This window comes from Peribacillus sp. NJ4 (assembly GCF_030348345.1).
GTDB lineage: Bacteria > Bacillota > Bacilli > Bacillales > DSM-1321 > Peribacillus.
Map to the genome: position 1 here is coordinate 16,397 of NZ_JAUCFQ010000007.1, position 15,409 is coordinate 31,805.

The window sequence follows — 15,409 nt, forward strand, 5'->3', positions numbered from 1 at the left end:
GATTGATAATATGGTTCAACCTTCAGGGATTTTGTGGGCAGGTCCCATTGGTGATATGGGGGGGTACGGCATTGTTTCAAGGAATTACTTAAGAGCATTGCAACAGGTTGGTCTCCCCTTACACGTGGCGAATATTGCACTCACTCATAAAGAAATTGGAGAAGAGGATATGAACTTCTTGTCTAATATTCAACGTTTAAACAGCGATCCGGGTGATGACCCTGTTCTTATGATTCATGGTACACCGGAGTCATTTGTCGGTATAGAAAAAGACGGTTTTAAAAAAACCATTGGAATTACCTTATTCGAAACGGACCGCATACCACTGCATTGGGCAAATTTTTGCAATGAAATGGATGAGATTTGGGTACCCACTCAATTTAATTATCGGACATTCACAGAATCCGGTGTCGATCCCTCAAAAGTACACGTCATTCATTATCCGATTGAGAGTGGCCAATATACGAAACCATTTGATCCATACCCTTTTCCTGCTGAAGTGAAGTCCTTTAAGTTTTTGTACACGTTAGCGTTTGATTACCGCAAAGGGCTGGATTTACTTATTCCGAGCTATTGTGAAGAATTTTCGGATACCGATGATGTTAGCCTGATTGTAAAGATATACGTCCCGGACTGGATTAGCCAGGAGAATGTTTCTGAATTGGTCTCTTCGTATATACCGAACAAGGAAAATAATCCCCATATCCATTTTATCATTGAAAATACCCCGAGAGAAGACCTTCTGTCCTTATATTCAAGCTGCACCTGCTATGTTTCTACTGAAAGGGCCTGCGGATGGGGGATGCCCCAGATGGAAATGATGGCGATGGGAAAACCAGTCATATCCATTAATTGGGGGGGGGTCACAGAGTTTATGAATGATCATAATGGTTTTCTAATAAAACCAGAGCCGGAATTAGAATTAGTGCATCCTGAGTTGCAACGGACAAGAATTATTCATTATTATGGGCATAAATGGGCAAAAGTAAAAGAACAAAGTGTAAGAATTGTAATGCGGGAAGCGTTTGAAAACCACAAAAAAAGAGAAGAAATTTCATTTCAGGCAAAACAAGACATAAAAGATCACTTCTCTCCACAGGTTATTGCAGAGCAAATGAAAGCAAGATTATTTTCCTAAGTTTGATTTCCCTATATGAAGGATGATGGCGAAGTTGCCTGAACCTTACATGTAAGGATTTTTTTTATATTAAAAAAAGAAATGATCTGTCCCTAGATAAAGAGAATATAAGACGGTGATGACAGCATAAACAATACAGAGGAATTTCTTTATCAAAGTAGACTGGGAGGACATCATGAAACGAACTTTAATTACAGGTATCACTGGTCAGGATGGTTCATATTTGGCTGAATTTCTCCTTGAAAAAGGGTATAAAGTTTATGGATTAGAAAGGAGAACTTCCACCCAGAATCATGAGAATATTAAACATATCGTAAACGAAATCGAATTAATTCCGGGAGATTTGTCAGACTTGCCTTCTTTGATACGGTCCGTCAAGCTTTCTTCACCTGATGAAGTATATAACCTTGGCGCTCAATCATTTGTAGCTGATTCATGGTCACAGCCTGTTTATACAGGGGATGTCACGGGCCTTGGGGTATTAAATATGTTGGAGGCCGTAAGGGGAGTGAAACCGGAAGCCAGGTTTTATCAAGCTTCAAGCTCCGAAATGTTTGGAAAGGTAGTAGAAGTCCCGCAAAAAGAATCTACCCCGTTTTATCCGCGCAGCCCTTATGCTGTGGCTAAAGTATTCGGCCATGGGATTACGGTGAATTATCGTGAGAGCTATGATTTATTTGCTTGTTCGGGTATTCTTTTCAATCATGAATCGCCGCGACGAGGAATACAATTTGTTACACGTAAAGTAACTGACGCTGTAGCAAGAATCAAATGCGGACTCCAAACAGAAATTCGGCTTGGCAACCTTGATGCAAAACGGGACTGGGGCTTTGCAGGGGATTATGTAAAAGCCATGTGGCTCATGCTTCAGCAGGAAAAACCGGACGATTTTGTCGTTGCAACAGGAAAAACCCATACGGTGCGTCGTCTTGTCGAAATCGCCTTTGATTATGTCGGGCTGAAATGGGAAGATCATGTCATTCAAGACCCTGCATTTATGAGGCCTACAGAAGTGGATTTGCTGCTAGGCAACCCCGAAAAAGCACGAAAAACATTAGGCTGGGAGCCGGAAGTCACCTTTGAAGGCTTAATAGAAATGATGGTGGATTATGATCTGAAAAAGTATAGAGGATTGTAAATGAAGGCGCTTATTACCGGTGTCACTGGGTTTGTCGGGAAACATCTTGAAGCTTTTTTGCAGGATAAAGCCGATGTTTACGGGACCTCAAGGGTACCCAGGAGCAAGAAACATATTTATCAATTGAATTTATTGTCCGAGACTGAGACGCTTAAATTGATTGACAACATTAAACCTACACATATTTTTCATCTAGCAGGATTAAGCAATGTAAAAGAATCATGGGATGATAAAGTGGTTTTTATTGAAGGAAATGTGATCGGGACGATTCATTTACTGGAAGCAGTCAGAAAAGTGAATGACCAAATAAAGGTGATCACGGTAGGGTCTTCTGAAGAGTACGGAATCCTTCCAGAAGGAGTAGAGAAAGTACTGGAGGAAACACCATTGCAGCCAATAAATCCATATGGGATAAGTAAAAGTGCTATAAGCATGCTTGTGAAATTATATGATAAATCGTATGGATTGAACGTGACGCATGCCAGGCCTTTTAATCATATCGGGCCCGGACAGAGGTTAGGATTCGTAACAACCGATTTTGCCCATCAAATTGCCCTTATTAATAAAGGGCTAGTAAAAGATTGTAAAATAAATATCGGAAATTTACAAATCGAAAGGGATTTCACAGATGTAAGAGATATGGTTGAAGCATATTATGAAATTGGGCGTTTTGGCAGAGCAGGGGAAGTTTATAATGTATGCTCTGGAAGAGGGGTTTACATTCAGGATCTTTTACAGATTCTTTTATCTTTTTCAGCTAAAAAGATTGAACTGGTCGTTGATCAAAATAGAATGAGAGTAGCGGATATCCCAAGATTGGTAGGAGACCCCGGGAAATTGTTCGATGCAACAGGATGGAAACCAAAACGGAAGTTTGAGGATACATTAAGGGACATTTATAATGAGTGGTTAAATTAACGAAGGGAGTCATTTATTAAGGGTTTATTGTTATAGCCTATTAATGGAAGAGGATTAATCTCTGTATGTAGAAAAAGCACAAATTAAGAACGCTATAATATAATTGAATAATTTGGAAATGGTTAATAAAGGGAATTTGAGAAAGGGTGTCCTATGGACTATTATAGTCAGATTGGTCAGGATAAATATATTAATGAAAGAATATTTAGAGGAATGGAAAATGGCTTTTTTGTGGATATTGGAGCACATGATGGAATAACATTCAGCAATAGTTATTTTTTTGAAAAGCATAAAAACTGGAAGGGAATCTGTGTTGAACCACTGCCGGAAGTGTTTGAATTATTAAGGAAAAATAGGCAGAGCATTTGTGTAGAAGGTGCAGTATCGACTGAAGATGGATATCAGGAATTTTTACACGTTCATGGGAGAACAGGAACAGAAATGCTTAGCGGTCTTGTTAATAAATATAATGCCCAGGATAAAGGAAGAATCAATCAAGAAATTAAAGAATTTGGAGGGAATTCAAAAATAATTAAAGTAAAAACGTTTACACTGCAATCCATTTTAGATCGTCATAATATTACAGAAATTGATTTGTGTAGTATTGACACTGAAGGGGCTGAAATGGCGGTTATTCAGTCGATTGATTTTAATAAAGTGAAGATTGAATGCATTGTAACAGAAAATAATTATGGAGAAAAAAATGTGGAAGAGTACTTAAAATTGCAAGGTTTCAGATTAGTGGAAAAGCTAGATTTTGATGATATTTATCTTCATTGTAATAGTAAATTTTCAATCGTGTAACTAAGAAACCTAAAAAACTGAAAAAAAGGTTAATAAAAAATTCAGGTAATCAAGTAAAAGTTATTTAATATGTTCATAAGGAAGGTACCACTGTGCTTGAGAAAAATCTTTATTTATCTAAGCCTGGGGGAACGGTTTAATGGGCAGATACATTGCACCCGTCAGCTAATTTTGATAAGAACTTACAAAACGCCTTCCTGTTAGTTATGCGTATATGGAGGAATGTTATGGAACAGTTGAAGGATAAGAAAGTAATGGTGACCGGGGGTGCGGGCTTTCTCGGTTCCCACGTAGTAGAGAGATTGAGGCATATGGCGTGCAGCCAAATTATTGTGCCGCGTAGCAGACAGCATGATTTGCGCAACCCGCAAACGGCTATGTCACTGATGGAGGAGACAAAACCGGATATTGTCATCCATTTGGCAGCTTCAGTCGGTGGCATCGAGGCGAATCGAAAAAATCCAGGATCGTTTTTCTATGATAATTTATCAATGGGGATTCATCTGATGGAAGCGGCAAGACTAGCAAATGTAGATAAATTCGTGGCTTGTGGGTCCATCTGCTCCTATCCAAAGTTTGCGTCCGTTCCGTTTAAGGAAGATGAATTATGGGATGGATATCCTGAGGAAACGAATGCTCCCTATGGGTTAGCAAAGAAAATGCTGCTGGTACAGAGTCAGGCATATAGACAGCAGTATAATTTTAACTCGATTTTTCTTCTTCCCGTAAACTTATATGGACCCCGTGATAACTTCGATTTGGAGACTTCTCATGTGATTCCGGCTCTAATACGGAAATGTTTAGAGGCGGAAGAACAGGGAAAGGATCATATTCCTGTATGGGGGAGCGGGAAGGCAACGAGAGAGTTTCTCTTTGTAGAAGATGCCGCAGAAGCAATTCTGCTGGCAACAGCACGTTATAATGGCGCAGAACCTGTAAACATTGGTACAGGGACAGAAATTTCAATTAAAGACTTGACCGAGTTAATTGCAAAACAAACAGGTTTTACAGGTCGAATACTCTGGGAGCCTACGAAGCCTGACGGCCAACCGCGGAGAAGACTCGATATACAAAGAGCCAAGGAAAGTTTCGGTTTTGAAGCAAAAGTAAGTCTGGAAAAAGGATTGAAAAAAACAATAGATTGGTTTATAAATCAGGATCCAACTAAAAATAACAGAGTGAAAAAACCCTGAACTATAGCCCGAATAATAGAAACACAAAAAGGTTTCTTTAGTCGGGTTTTATGTATAAAGCTTAACTTTTATAAAAATTATTCATTGTAAGGGAGACTAAGTTTCTCCTTACAATGAATAAAGGAGAATATTTAAGGAAGTGGAGTAATCGCGATCAAATCAAGGACATTTTCAAACTTAAATTGAAGTAGCATTTCCTTTTTGATGACGTCACGAAGGGTTCTCTGAACACTCGCATCTACAGTTAGTAGGTCAGCTACCGAAACTACTGCAGGGGAGAACGTTGTTGTTGTGCCTTCCAGAGTGCCGAGAACAAATTGTAGCTTCTCTGCTTCAGCATTGATGATGTGCGCTAATGCGAGCTCTTCAAGGGCAATTGAAGCTAGAAGCAAAGGAACTGTCTGCCCCGTAGTAATCGAAATCGTTGGTGTAATATTAGGAATATTGGCTTGAGACATTAATTTCACCTCTTTTCTTTAGTTACAATTGTAGTATATAGAGCCGGGCTTGGTCCTGACATACCTATTTTATAAGTAAGCGATTTTTTTCGGTTTCTTTAAAACACAAACCCCCCCAGGAACCTGGAGGGAAACATGACAAAATAAAGCCTTATACTTAATACATGTAATCAACCAATAGCGCCAGGTGTAGTAAGTACATCTAATAAATCGAGAATGTCTTCAAATTTGAATTGAAGCAGCATTTCCTTCTTGCACGATAAGAAGGGTTTCCTAGCTCTTTGGTTCGCATCAAGAAGGTTTGATAATGACAACACTGCAGGGGAAATCTGGGTTCCAGGTAAAGTTCCTAGAACACGTGGAAGACATTTTGCAGAAGTATTCATGATGTGAGCAAGAGCTCAAGGGCAATGGAAATCAGTATAAAGGGATAGTGTGGGCAGTTATATTCGAAATGGTCGGTGTGAAATTTGGAATAAAGGCTTGAGACATAATAATACCTCTCTTTCATGACCCAGATATTCCACTATTATTATATTTTGTATTTGTTAAAGTTTACTGGTAGTTAAAAAAATCTTGGTAACTAACGTTGCATTATCACAATTTTCAGGGAGTTTCCCAAAGATATCCTCATTCTTTATCATCAGCTCACGCAGAGCCTTTACAGGCGAATCAAATGTATCTGACAGACTTATAGCTAGTGCATAACTTCTTGCAGCATCCTCGATTTCCCCTAATTTTTCGAGACAGCATCCTTTATAGTACATAGCCTGAAAGCTTCCTACTCCCTGTAAGGTAAGATGCTGTAAATTATCCTCTCCCAGGTCAAGGCAGTGGTCAAACACCTCCAAAGCTTCTTTGAACATATCTCTAACGTATAGAATCAGGCCCTTATAAAAATGCAAATCGACGTAATCCGGATAGAGGGTTATTGCTCTGTCGATGCCCTGCCATGCCCCGTCAATACTGCCTGAGTTGATCAAAATGGAATACTTTAACCGGTACAGCAGGGATGGAGGTGTTTTTAATTCTTTTAGGAATCCCATGATCGAACGATTGACATAGTCAAATGCCTTGTCAAATTTTTTTGCCCGGTAGTATTCACTTGCAATGTGGTATTCCATCCATGGGCTGTACTCTTTTTGTTTGAGTTCTTTTTTGAGCATGCTGAGATTTCGTTCGAATTTCTTTTTTGATTCATTCATAGAATCCAGGTATCCATAATGGTATAACTTAATGGGAACCGTCTTCATGGCAGGGACTTCATCGAAATCCGCGAAGACTTCGTTCACGTTGAGCATTTCATGGATATTGTTATGGAATTTGAACCCCTTATTGTTTTTGAAAAGGCGGGCATGCGCAATGTCGAATGTTTTTGTCGGATCCGGTTTATCACCATAATAATTAATCAAATGAATGGACATAAAATAATCATCCGAGTAGAGGATATCCCGCAGCTTATATACATCACTGGCTTCTACCTCTTCATCCGCATCCAGCCATAAAATCCAGTCTCCGGTTGCACGCTCAATGCCATAGTTTCGGGCGTCTGAAAAGCTCCCGTTCCAGGGGAAACTTAACACCTGAGCGCCGAATGACTTACAGATTTCAATAGTTCGGTCTGAAGACCCCGTATCTACGATAATCATTTCATCCACAACACCCTTTACACTGCTTAGGCAGCGTTCAATAAATTCCTCTTCATCTTTCACAATCATACATAGCGATAAACGGCGAAAATCCATTTTTTTTTCCTCCTTCTAATAATCAATGGGTCAATATCTATCCTATGAGTCCAATCGGGCAAAAGTTACTTTTTGGAACCTTGGGGGACCGCCTTCCATATAATATGTGGGGAAAAAAAGAAGAACGAACTAAACTTTTTCTAAAGAAACAGGATGGGCCGAGGAGCTGCCTAGCGCACAAAAACCCCTCCAGGAAAATGGAGAGGTTTAGGGCAAAAACTGCTATATTTATTCAATCTCTTGAAATATAATCGAGAATTACTAAGGAATTGGACATTCGAATTCGATAGTGACATCTGTGAAAACCGTTACTCCTGCAATTGTAACGGAAGCTCGTATTGTTACAAAATTTGGACCTGGTGCTCCAGTAGGCGTAACCAAAACGCTAAAGATACCACCAGGACCTGTAACGGTAGTTGGAGGGAGACCTATTAGGCTTGCACCTGGAGAAGAGGCAATTACTTCAAGATTTACTTGGGCACCTACTATTGGTAGGCCAAGGGCGCCAAATAACGCACCTGAAATAAGAGTAGGTACGCCACACTCTGCACCAGTAACAGGAGGAATTGATATACCTCCTGGTGTTGTGATACCAGTTAGTAAATCCAGTGTGTTTTCAAATTTGAATTCCAACAGCATTTCTTTCTTGATTACGTCACGAAGAGTTCTTTGAACACTTGCGTCAACAGCAAGAAGATCGGATATCGAAACCACTGCAGGAGAAAGCGGAGTTCCACCAGGTAATGTTCCTAAAACGAGTTGAAGCTTCTCTGCTTCAGCATTCACAATGTGAGCAAGAGCTAATTCTTCAAGGGCAATGGAGCTTAAAAGTAACGGAATTGTTTGTTCTACAGTAACTGAAATAAGCGGAGTGATATTAGGGATATTGGCTTGAGACATTTTATCATCTCTCTTTCTTTTGAGTTATTATAGTGTATTGGACAACCCCTTTAAAAGACACGGCTAGTTCTATATTTTTCTATCTTTTTATTTTTATATGGAATGTCAATAAACAATACCCTGGTGTTTAAAGTTTCTTTATAATCCTCCAAAGATTGTATTAATGATTTACGCAGATCGTCAATATAAAAGAACGAACATTAGTTCGAATTTTGCAGCTTGTGCATAAGAAGTGTAACCGCCTGGATTTGCCCAATTTTTCGAGGCAGCAACCTTAGTACAAAGTATGGAAGATGCCTACTCCTATATGGAAAGAAGCTGCAAATTTTCTTTGATATATTAGATAAAACCTTTGGAGAAATGCAAATCTTCATAATCTGGATTGAGGGAACCTTTCAATACCGAGCCATGCTCCGTAAATCCTTTTAGAACTGATCAATATTGAATACTCTAATGTGGTACAGCAAAGAAGTTCGGCTGTCTTTAATTGTTTTGCTTAGATTACGTTCAAATCCAAATATCCGTAATGATATACCTAAAAAGGAGTAGTCTTGATGATTTGGCTGTGTCCTTTGTAGTGAAGACTTCATTTACATTGAGAATTTCATGAATCTTTTAATGAATTTCATTTCTTGATGTATTTCGGAATACGGGATATCGAACGTTGTACTCGAGGCTGAGCTGTCACCATAATATTACATGAAAAGACAATAGAGGGTCATCGAAATGGATATCACGCAGGGTGTCATATCGGAAGTTCGTTTGTATCCAGCCATAAAATCCAGTCCCCTGTTGCGCTCCAAACCGAAGTTGCGGTCATCTGCAGATACAATATTCACTTCATCCACAAATTAGGGAGTCCCCATTATATTCCCCGTTTACAACCATGAATAGCGACAAGAAACTTCAAACATTTATGATTTCTTTTCCTCTTTTTAACAGTAATTGGTCATTTTCTATCCTATAATCCCAGCTCGATAAAAAAGTGATTTTTTGGGAACTTATTAACGGGGTTCAATATAATAAGTGGGAAAAAGAAGTAACATCGTCAACTCTTGAAGGAGGCTGTTGAAGATAGATACATTTAAAATAAATTGGGTAGGCTCACACTTTGCCGGTCATAGCCTTGCGATTGTAAATCAAAAAATTTGCAAGCATCTTCAGCAAGATCACCATATTGATCTTAGAAAAGAGGTACCGAAGACAGAAACGCCGCTTGATCGTCATCTTAAAGAAGAGGGTGAAAAAAGGCTATTTTCTCCTTATAATAATCCAGACTTGACAATTTCCCATCAGTGGCCGCCCAATTGGTCGATGCCAAAGAGCGGGCGATGGGTCTGTATGCAGCCATGGGAATTTGGTGCCATTCCGAGAGAATGGTATATTCCTATGAAATATTGGGTGAATGAAATCTGGGTTTACAGTTCATACAATAAGGAAAGCTACATTCGCTCAGGAATTCCTGAAAACAAAATTCATGTGATTCCACTCGGTGTAGACGAAAACGTATTTCAACCAAATGTCGAAGCTCTTACTCTGGAACCTTCCTCTTTTCGGTTTCTTTTCGTCGGAGGGACGATTGGACGAAAGGGAATTGACGTACTGCTTCAGGCATATCTTAAAGAGTTTTCGGTGAATGATGATGTTTGTTTATTCATTAAAGACACGGGAACTCAATCTTTTTACAAAGGAATAACGCTAGAGAAGATGATTCTTGAAGCAATGTCTAATCCGAAAAATCCGCGCATCGTATATATGGATAAAAACTTTTCCGAAATAGAGCTGGCCGGATTGTATAAAGCCTGTGATTGCTTGGTCCATCCGTACAGAGGAGAGGGATTCGGTTTGCCCATGGCCGAGGCGATGGCCTGCGGCACTCCAGTAATCGTACCGGATAAAGGGTCGTGCCGGGATTTTTGCAGCGAGGATACAGCCTTCTTACTTCCGTCAAAGGAAGTTATTTTACCGGAGAAAAAGGTAGGAAGTCTCGATACGGTTGATTATCCATGGTGGCTGTCGATCGATCAGCGCGATTTACAGCAGTCAATGCGGTTTGCCTACGAGAATCAGACCTTGGTCAAGGAGAAAGGGCTGAAAGCAAGTGAGCAGATTTTATCCACCTTTACCTGGGAAAATAGCGCCAGGCAAGTTTCTGACAGGATCAAACAGTTAGTTCAGAGGGAGTCAGGTCCGAAACGAGCCGATGAGGATATTATTCAAACGGAACTCGGCCTTGCGAATGAGTTGTATGCGAAAGACCTTGTTGAAGGTTCGTTAGGGACATATTTGAACATATTGTCCACCTATCCTTCATCACTTATGGCTCGATACAATACAGCAATCATTTACATTGGGCAGGAAAATTTCCTCACGGCGACCAGGCATCTCACCTTCATCGCGAGTAATATGGAGCAGCAAAGTAAGGACTTTCAGGAGAATATCTGGCAGATAATCAGGTATTGCTATTCCAAAATGTAACACTCCTTTTAGAAGATAGAACTTATAGAAGTTAAATAGGGATTCGAGCGAAGCTTCTGGCAAAGATTGCTTCGTCTTTTTTTGTCATCAGAGACAGTTGCTCCGACGAATAAAAAAAGGTACTCGCAAAAAATATCAACTTTTATAAGGACAAGCACTCAGTCATTTAAATGAACAAAGAATAAGATATAGAGAATTATAGGTAATTAAAGGTAATTAAAGTCTTCATTAACAAGGTACGACACGAAGATCTTACTAATAACACCTAAGTTCAAAATAATAAAGATAGTGAGGGGAGTTTAACATATCTTTTCCAAATATTCCCAATATCACACCCTTAATTTCCGTTACAATAGGACAAACCATTCCTTTACTGCTAAGCTCGATTGCATTAGAGGAACTGGCACTTGCTCACATCCTCAATGCCGAAGCTGAGAAGAGTCAATTTGTATTAGGTACATTAGACACAGCTGTCACGCTTTCACCTGGAACTGTTTCATTGGCTGATCTTCTTGCAGTCAATGCTAGTGTCCAAAGAACGCTTCGTGACGTAATCAAGAAGGAAATGCTGCTGGAGTTCAAATTTGAAAATGTGCTTGATTTAATTGGAACATTACCACCAGCATGTAACCCAACAACAGGAGCTTCATTCAGCAATACCCAAGCCATCACAAATATCGATCTTGCCGGTGGCACCAGCCTATATCCATCCAACATCGGCGTTTCAGGGTTACAAGGTTCTATTTCTAAAGTGACGGTTACAATTAATGATTTCGTTGATCCTGATAACACTTCACCAACTACGGGCCATCTCTCGCTCCTAGTCGTCTCTCCAGGGGGAACCCCTGTCCTAATCATGTCTGATGCAGGTAATTCGGCAATAGGTAATCCTACCGTTACCTTTACGTTTGACGATAATGGACTAATTCAAATACCACAAGCCCCGTTTGGACCAGGTACGTATAAGCCGAGCGTCTACGCTAATGACTATAATTTTGATCCACCTGCACCACAAGGAAATCCGTACAACAATACAGCCTTAAGTTCCTTTATTGGAGAGAATCCGAATGGTACTTGGAACCTTTTCGCTTTTGATCGATTTGGCGGACATGGCATGGCAATCAATGGCGGATGGTCATTGACGATTTCTACTACGTGTCCTTAAATCAAAAAGGTTTAAAATAGAGTGAAAAAGTTGGAGAAGGCTCAGATTTGAATAGATCTGTGCTTTTTTCTAAATATGGATACTAATCAATTTATTAAATTAAATACAATTCGTCACAAAACAAGAAGTTTATGAAATTATATTCACCAAATACAGCATCAAAAAATAAAGGATCTTATTTTTTTGATTACACAACATGTCTATGGGTTCACACACAACAGTTTAGGAATATCTTGATCAAAATAAGTGTGAAGCTTGATGTTTGAAACGAAGTTGTTTACAGCCCCTAATACCTCATTTCAGGTGCTGTGTACAATTGATAGGTGTATAGTAACAGCGCAAACATAGCTTTGGAGGAATTAGCTCTTGTCCACATCATCAATGCCGAGGCAGAGAAGGTTCAATGTGTTTTAGGAACATTAGACACAGGAGTTACGTTTTCTCCCGCAGAGGTTTCAGTAGGGGATCTTCTTGCTGTAAACGTAAGTGTTCAAAGAACCCTTAAGGACACGATCAAGAAGGAAATGTTGCTGGAGTTCAAGTTTGAAAACGTTCTAGATTTGATCGGAACATTATGTACTCAAACAACAGCTACTTTTCCTAACCCGACTCCAATTATTATCAATGGTGACACCCAAGGACCAGCCGCCCCATATCCGTCATTCATTAACGTGGCAGGTTTGACTGGTACCATTGCTGAGGTGACAGTGACATTAAACAATATGTCTCACACCTTCCCGGCTGATCTTGATATCTTGCTCGTTGGACCACAAGGACAAAATGTCCTCCTAATGTCAGATGCAGGGGGGGAGTTGGTATTGTCGGTGTCACATTGACATTTGACGATGATGAAGCAACTCTAGTGCCAACCCCAATTGTCTCTGGCACATTTCTGCCGAGGACCATCGGAGGTGGTGATGTTCTCCCTGCTCCAGCACCACCATACGGTTCTACCTTAAGCGTCTTCGATGGGACCAATCCAAACGGTACATGGAGTCTTTTCGTGTTTGATGATGCGGTGGCTGACTCAGGTACTATCGCCGGCGGCTGGTTTTTGACTATTACGACTACTTGTCCTTAAATCATTTTGAGGCATTTTTTTAAAGTCAAATGGCCTTAAGCGGAGTGAAAAAGTTTTTATAAACAAGAAGGGAAAGCTCAAATCTAAAATGATCGGGGCTTTTTTTATCAAAATAAATGTTGAATGAGAAAGATTTGATTTAGATTAGGTCTAAGATCGGTAATCTAATCTTATTTCAAGTTTAGTACCATCTTGCAACTCCCTTATTAAATAATGGCACTTATTATATTGAACATATTGAACATGCTTCTGAAATAAATTATATATAAAGGGCTCTGGGATGAAGGGTCGACTTAAGGGTAATCCATTCATGGATTGACCCCATTGATCGGAATCAACAAAAGAAGTCCTGATGAGCGACATACAAATTGTTCGCCGAATGGATATTTTCGTTTTTTAAATTATTGTGTTACACGGAAAATGCTCTCTTTGCTTATCTCCACTGTAAATTGAGGCTATCAATAAGGAGGAAATATCATGAGTCAACCTCAATATTTCATTTATCTTGATTACCCAGTCCGCCCAAAACCCCGATTTGGGTGGAACAAACCTCCGCATTCCAAATTATATGAGATTATTAATCGAAATCGGTTGGTATATGAGGGATATCTTGAGAAATTCTTACAGTATAAAAACGATTTTGTTCGTATCGGCAAGGATGAAGATAAAGCGTTTCCTGAGCGACCCTTTTGGATAAACGGATGGCTGCCTGGCTTGGATTCAGTGGCTATCTATGGGTTCTTATGCGAGAATAACCCTGTCCGATATTACGAAATCGGTTCCGGGAATTCCACAAAGTTTGCCAAACAAGCGATTAAGGATCATAACCTGCAAACGAAGATTCTCTCTATTGATCCCAATCCGAGAGCCGAAATTGATTGTATTTGTGATCTAGTTGTGAGGCAACCTCTTGAAGATGTCGATCTGCATTTGTTTGATGATTTGGAAGCGGGAGATGTCCTTTTTATCGATAATAGCCATCGCTCTTTTATGAATTCAGATGTAACGGTTGTGTTCCTGGAAATCTTGCCCAGATTAAAACCTGGCGTTTTTGTCGAGTTTCATGATATCTATCTTCCTTATGATTACCCACAAGAATGGGCCACTCGGTATTACAATGAACAATATTTGCTTGCCTCTGCTTTATTATCGGAAGGGACTAAATACGAGATCGTATTCCCAAGTATGTTCATTGCGCAAGATTCGGTATTAAGTAAGATTATGAATCCTCTATGGGAAGATCCAAAAATGCAGGGCGTCGAAAAGCATGGGGGTTCTTTCTGGATAAGAACAAAATAATGGAAACTATTAAATAGTTGTGTATATGGGGGAATGGTAAGGGAGCAACAAGAGTTGCTAAAGTAGACTAATTCGTTAGCTTGTGAAACGATCTGCTACTATCCAAAGTTTGTAATCAGTCAAAAAAGGAATGTACAATTTAAAGTCTCTATTTTTTACATAAAATTTTTCTTTTAAGGGTGTAGAGTATTCATTTTCTCTCACCCTTTTTTGTTTGTTTTCTGCAAGTTTTATTAACTGCTAAAAAACACATTTACTTAGATATTACTTATTGCGCTGCTTGCCATGCCACAGTTGATCTAAGAATGAGGATAGATGAAAAATAAGGTTGTTCTAGTTCAAGACAATCTTTAGTTAGATCAAGAGCAAAAGCTGCCGAGGCAGCTTTTATTATTGCACAACTAACTGGCAGGTGTTTTATTTCCTATTTTATTCTTCTATAGATTTTTAATCCCCTTGTTAAATTAACCCCCCCCGTTAGCGAATAAAAATGAAATGTCCAGGTTAGAGTTGGAACTAAATCTAGAGGAATCAGGAGACATTTTATTTGATTACTGGTTGGGTAATAGTGCGAAACCGCAATATTCTCTTGCACGAATAATCTAAATTCCTACCAATTGTAGGACATTGACCATACAGAAGTGTTCTGATCTTACAATTGGCTTCAACCCGATTTGGAAATGCTGCCAGTTGGGATTCTGAAAAGTGCAATGCACCAATTAATGGCACTCTTTATCGAAGACGAGAAATATTTTACCGAGCAACTGGAAGAGATGAATCCTATTCTTTTAATCAAAGAAATTGTTGCCCTAACCCCTTACGATTGGAGTGTAACAAAGAAGGAAAATAGGAAGTCGTTACTACTACCCAAACCGCCGCAAAAATATTCTTTCAAAGCTCATGCAGATGTTTATCCAAAACGTATATCGACCACTACATGAAAACCTAACTCCATTAATTAAAAGTGTTATGGATCTTTTTATTTGGCACGAAACCAACAGAGGATCGAGGCTCGGCCAGCTTGGGATTCTTTTATGTTTAGGCGACTAGACCCTGTTAAATAAAAATGAGATTAATAGGGCTACTAACTAG

At 39.5% G+C, this 15,409-nt stretch carries 13 protein-coding genes and 1 pseudogene; 10 read left to right on the forward strand and 4 right to left on the reverse strand.

Going from position 1 to position 15,409, the window contains the following annotated elements:
* Window positions 1-10: 10 nt before the first annotated feature.
* The 5 genes from QUF94_RS27640 to QUF94_RS27660 all read left to right on the forward strand — a co-directional run bounded on the left by QUF94_RS27640 (window position 11) and on the right by QUF94_RS27660 (window position 5,191).
* Window positions 11-1,138 (forward strand): glycosyltransferase family 4 protein, encoded by a 1,128-nt coding sequence (locus QUF94_RS27640; RefSeq protein WP_289318851.1) that lies wholly within the window; start codon window positions 11-13, stop codon window positions 1,136-1,138.
* Window positions 1,139-1,313: 175 nt separating this feature from the next.
* Window positions 1,314-2,276, forward strand: a complete 963-nt coding sequence (gene gmd, locus QUF94_RS27645) for a GDP-mannose 4,6-dehydratase (RefSeq protein ID WP_289318852.1) — start codon at window positions 1,314-1,316, stop codon at window positions 2,274-2,276.
* Entirely contained in the window at window positions 2,277-3,194 is a 918-nt protein-coding gene (locus QUF94_RS27650) for a GDP-mannose 4,6-dehydratase (RefSeq protein ID WP_289318853.1), read from the forward strand.
* Between the two features lie 153 nt (window positions 3,195-3,347).
* Window positions 3,348-3,998: an FkbM family methyltransferase gene (locus QUF94_RS27655; RefSeq protein WP_289318854.1), complete on the forward strand. Its 651-nt coding sequence runs from the start codon at window positions 3,348-3,350 to the stop codon at window positions 3,996-3,998.
* Window positions 3,999-4,225: 227 nt separating this feature from the next.
* Window positions 4,226-5,191: a GDP-L-fucose synthase family protein gene (locus QUF94_RS27660; protein ID WP_289318855.1), complete on the forward strand. Its 966-nt coding sequence runs from the start codon at window positions 4,226-4,228 to the stop codon at window positions 5,189-5,191.
* Between the two features lie 131 nt (window positions 5,192-5,322).
* Here the strand turns inward: QUF94_RS27660 and QUF94_RS27665 are convergent, their stop codons facing one another.
* The 4 genes from QUF94_RS27665 to QUF94_RS28990 form a co-directional block, all read right to left on the reverse strand.
* Window positions 5,323-5,649, reverse strand: coding sequence for an alpha-helical endospore appendage domain-containing protein (locus tag QUF94_RS27665; RefSeq protein ID WP_289318856.1), 327 nt, complete (start codon window positions 5,647-5,649; stop codon window positions 5,323-5,325).
* Window positions 5,650-5,819: 170 nt separating this feature from the next.
* A complete protein-coding gene (locus QUF94_RS27670) occupies window positions 5,820-6,035 on the reverse strand; it encodes a hypothetical protein (RefSeq protein ID WP_289318857.1) in 216 nt (71 codons plus the stop codon).
* Between the two features lie 162 nt (window positions 6,036-6,197).
* The gene (locus tag QUF94_RS27675; protein ID WP_289318858.1) at window positions 6,198-7,394 is read right to left on the reverse strand and encodes a TPR domain-containing glycosyltransferase; all 1,197 of its coding nucleotides are present in this window, start codon (window positions 7,392-7,394) and stop codon (window positions 6,198-6,200) included.
* Between the two features lie 261 nt (window positions 7,395-7,655).
* A complete protein-coding gene (locus QUF94_RS28990) occupies window positions 7,656-8,294 on the reverse strand; it encodes an alpha-helical endospore appendage domain-containing protein (protein ID WP_353957822.1) in 639 nt (212 codons plus the stop codon).
* A 1,068-nt stretch (window positions 8,295-9,362) separates the two neighbouring features.
* Here QUF94_RS28990 and QUF94_RS27685 point away from each other — a divergent pair.
* The 5 genes and pseudogenes from QUF94_RS27685 to QUF94_RS27705 all read left to right on the forward strand — a co-directional run bounded on the left by QUF94_RS27685 (window position 9,363) and on the right by QUF94_RS27705 (window position 15,258).
* Window positions 9,363-10,772, forward strand: coding sequence for a glycosyltransferase (locus tag QUF94_RS27685; protein ID WP_289318859.1), 1,410 nt, complete (start codon window positions 9,363-9,365; stop codon window positions 10,770-10,772).
* Between the two features lie 304 nt (window positions 10,773-11,076).
* A pseudogene (locus QUF94_RS27690) lies at window positions 11,077-11,385 on the forward strand (alpha-helical endospore appendage domain-containing protein); the annotation flags it as partial.
* A gap of 902 nt (window positions 11,386-12,287) precedes the next feature.
* A complete protein-coding gene (locus QUF94_RS28995) occupies window positions 12,288-12,773 on the forward strand; it encodes an alpha-helical endospore appendage domain-containing protein (RefSeq protein ID WP_353957823.1) in 486 nt (161 codons plus the stop codon).
* 722 nt (window positions 12,774-13,495) lie between these two features.
* Window positions 13,496-14,317: a class I SAM-dependent methyltransferase gene (locus tag QUF94_RS27700; protein WP_289318860.1), complete on the forward strand. Its 822-nt coding sequence runs from the start codon at window positions 13,496-13,498 to the stop codon at window positions 14,315-14,317.
* 680 nt (window positions 14,318-14,997) lie between these two features.
* Window positions 14,998-15,258 (forward strand): hypothetical protein, encoded by a 261-nt coding sequence (locus QUF94_RS27705; RefSeq protein WP_289318861.1) that lies wholly within the window; start codon window positions 14,998-15,000, stop codon window positions 15,256-15,258.
* The last annotated feature ends 151 nt before the right edge of the window (window positions 15,259-15,409 follow it).

Coding starts and splice junctions, on each gene's coding strand:
- QUF94_RS27640 (WP_289318851.1), top strand. CDS start 11: ATGGTTCAACCTTCAGGGATTTTGTGGGCAGGTCCCATTGGTGATATG.
- gmd (WP_289318852.1), top strand. CDS start 1,314: ATGAAACGAACTTTAATTACAGGTATCACTGGTCAGGATGGTTCATAT.
- QUF94_RS27650 (WP_289318853.1), top strand. CDS start 2,277: ATGAAGGCGCTTATTACCGGTGTCACTGGGTTTGTCGGGAAACATCTT.
- QUF94_RS27655 (WP_289318854.1), top strand. CDS start 3,348: ATGGACTATTATAGTCAGATTGGTCAGGATAAATATATTAATGAAAGA.
- QUF94_RS27660 (WP_289318855.1), top strand. CDS start 4,226: ATGGAACAGTTGAAGGATAAGAAAGTAATGGTGACCGGGGGTGCGGGC.
- QUF94_RS27665 (WP_289318856.1), bottom strand. CDS start 5,649: ATGTCTCAAGCCAATATTCCTAATATTACACCAACGATTTCGATTACT.
- QUF94_RS27670 (WP_289318857.1), bottom strand. CDS start 6,035: ATGAATACTTCTGCAAAATGTCTTCCACGTGTTCTAGGAACTTTACCT.
- QUF94_RS27675 (WP_289318858.1), bottom strand. CDS start 7,394: ATGGATTTTCGCCGTTTATCGCTATGTATGATTGTGAAAGATGAAGAG.
- QUF94_RS28990 (WP_353957822.1), bottom strand. CDS start 8,294: ATGTCTCAAGCCAATATCCCTAATATCACTCCGCTTATTTCAGTTACT.
- QUF94_RS27700 (WP_289318860.1), top strand. CDS start 13,496: ATGAGTCAACCTCAATATTTCATTTATCTTGATTACCCAGTCCGCCCA.
- QUF94_RS27705 (WP_289318861.1), top strand. CDS start 14,998: ATGCTGCCAGTTGGGATTCTGAAAAGTGCAATGCACCAATTAATGGCA.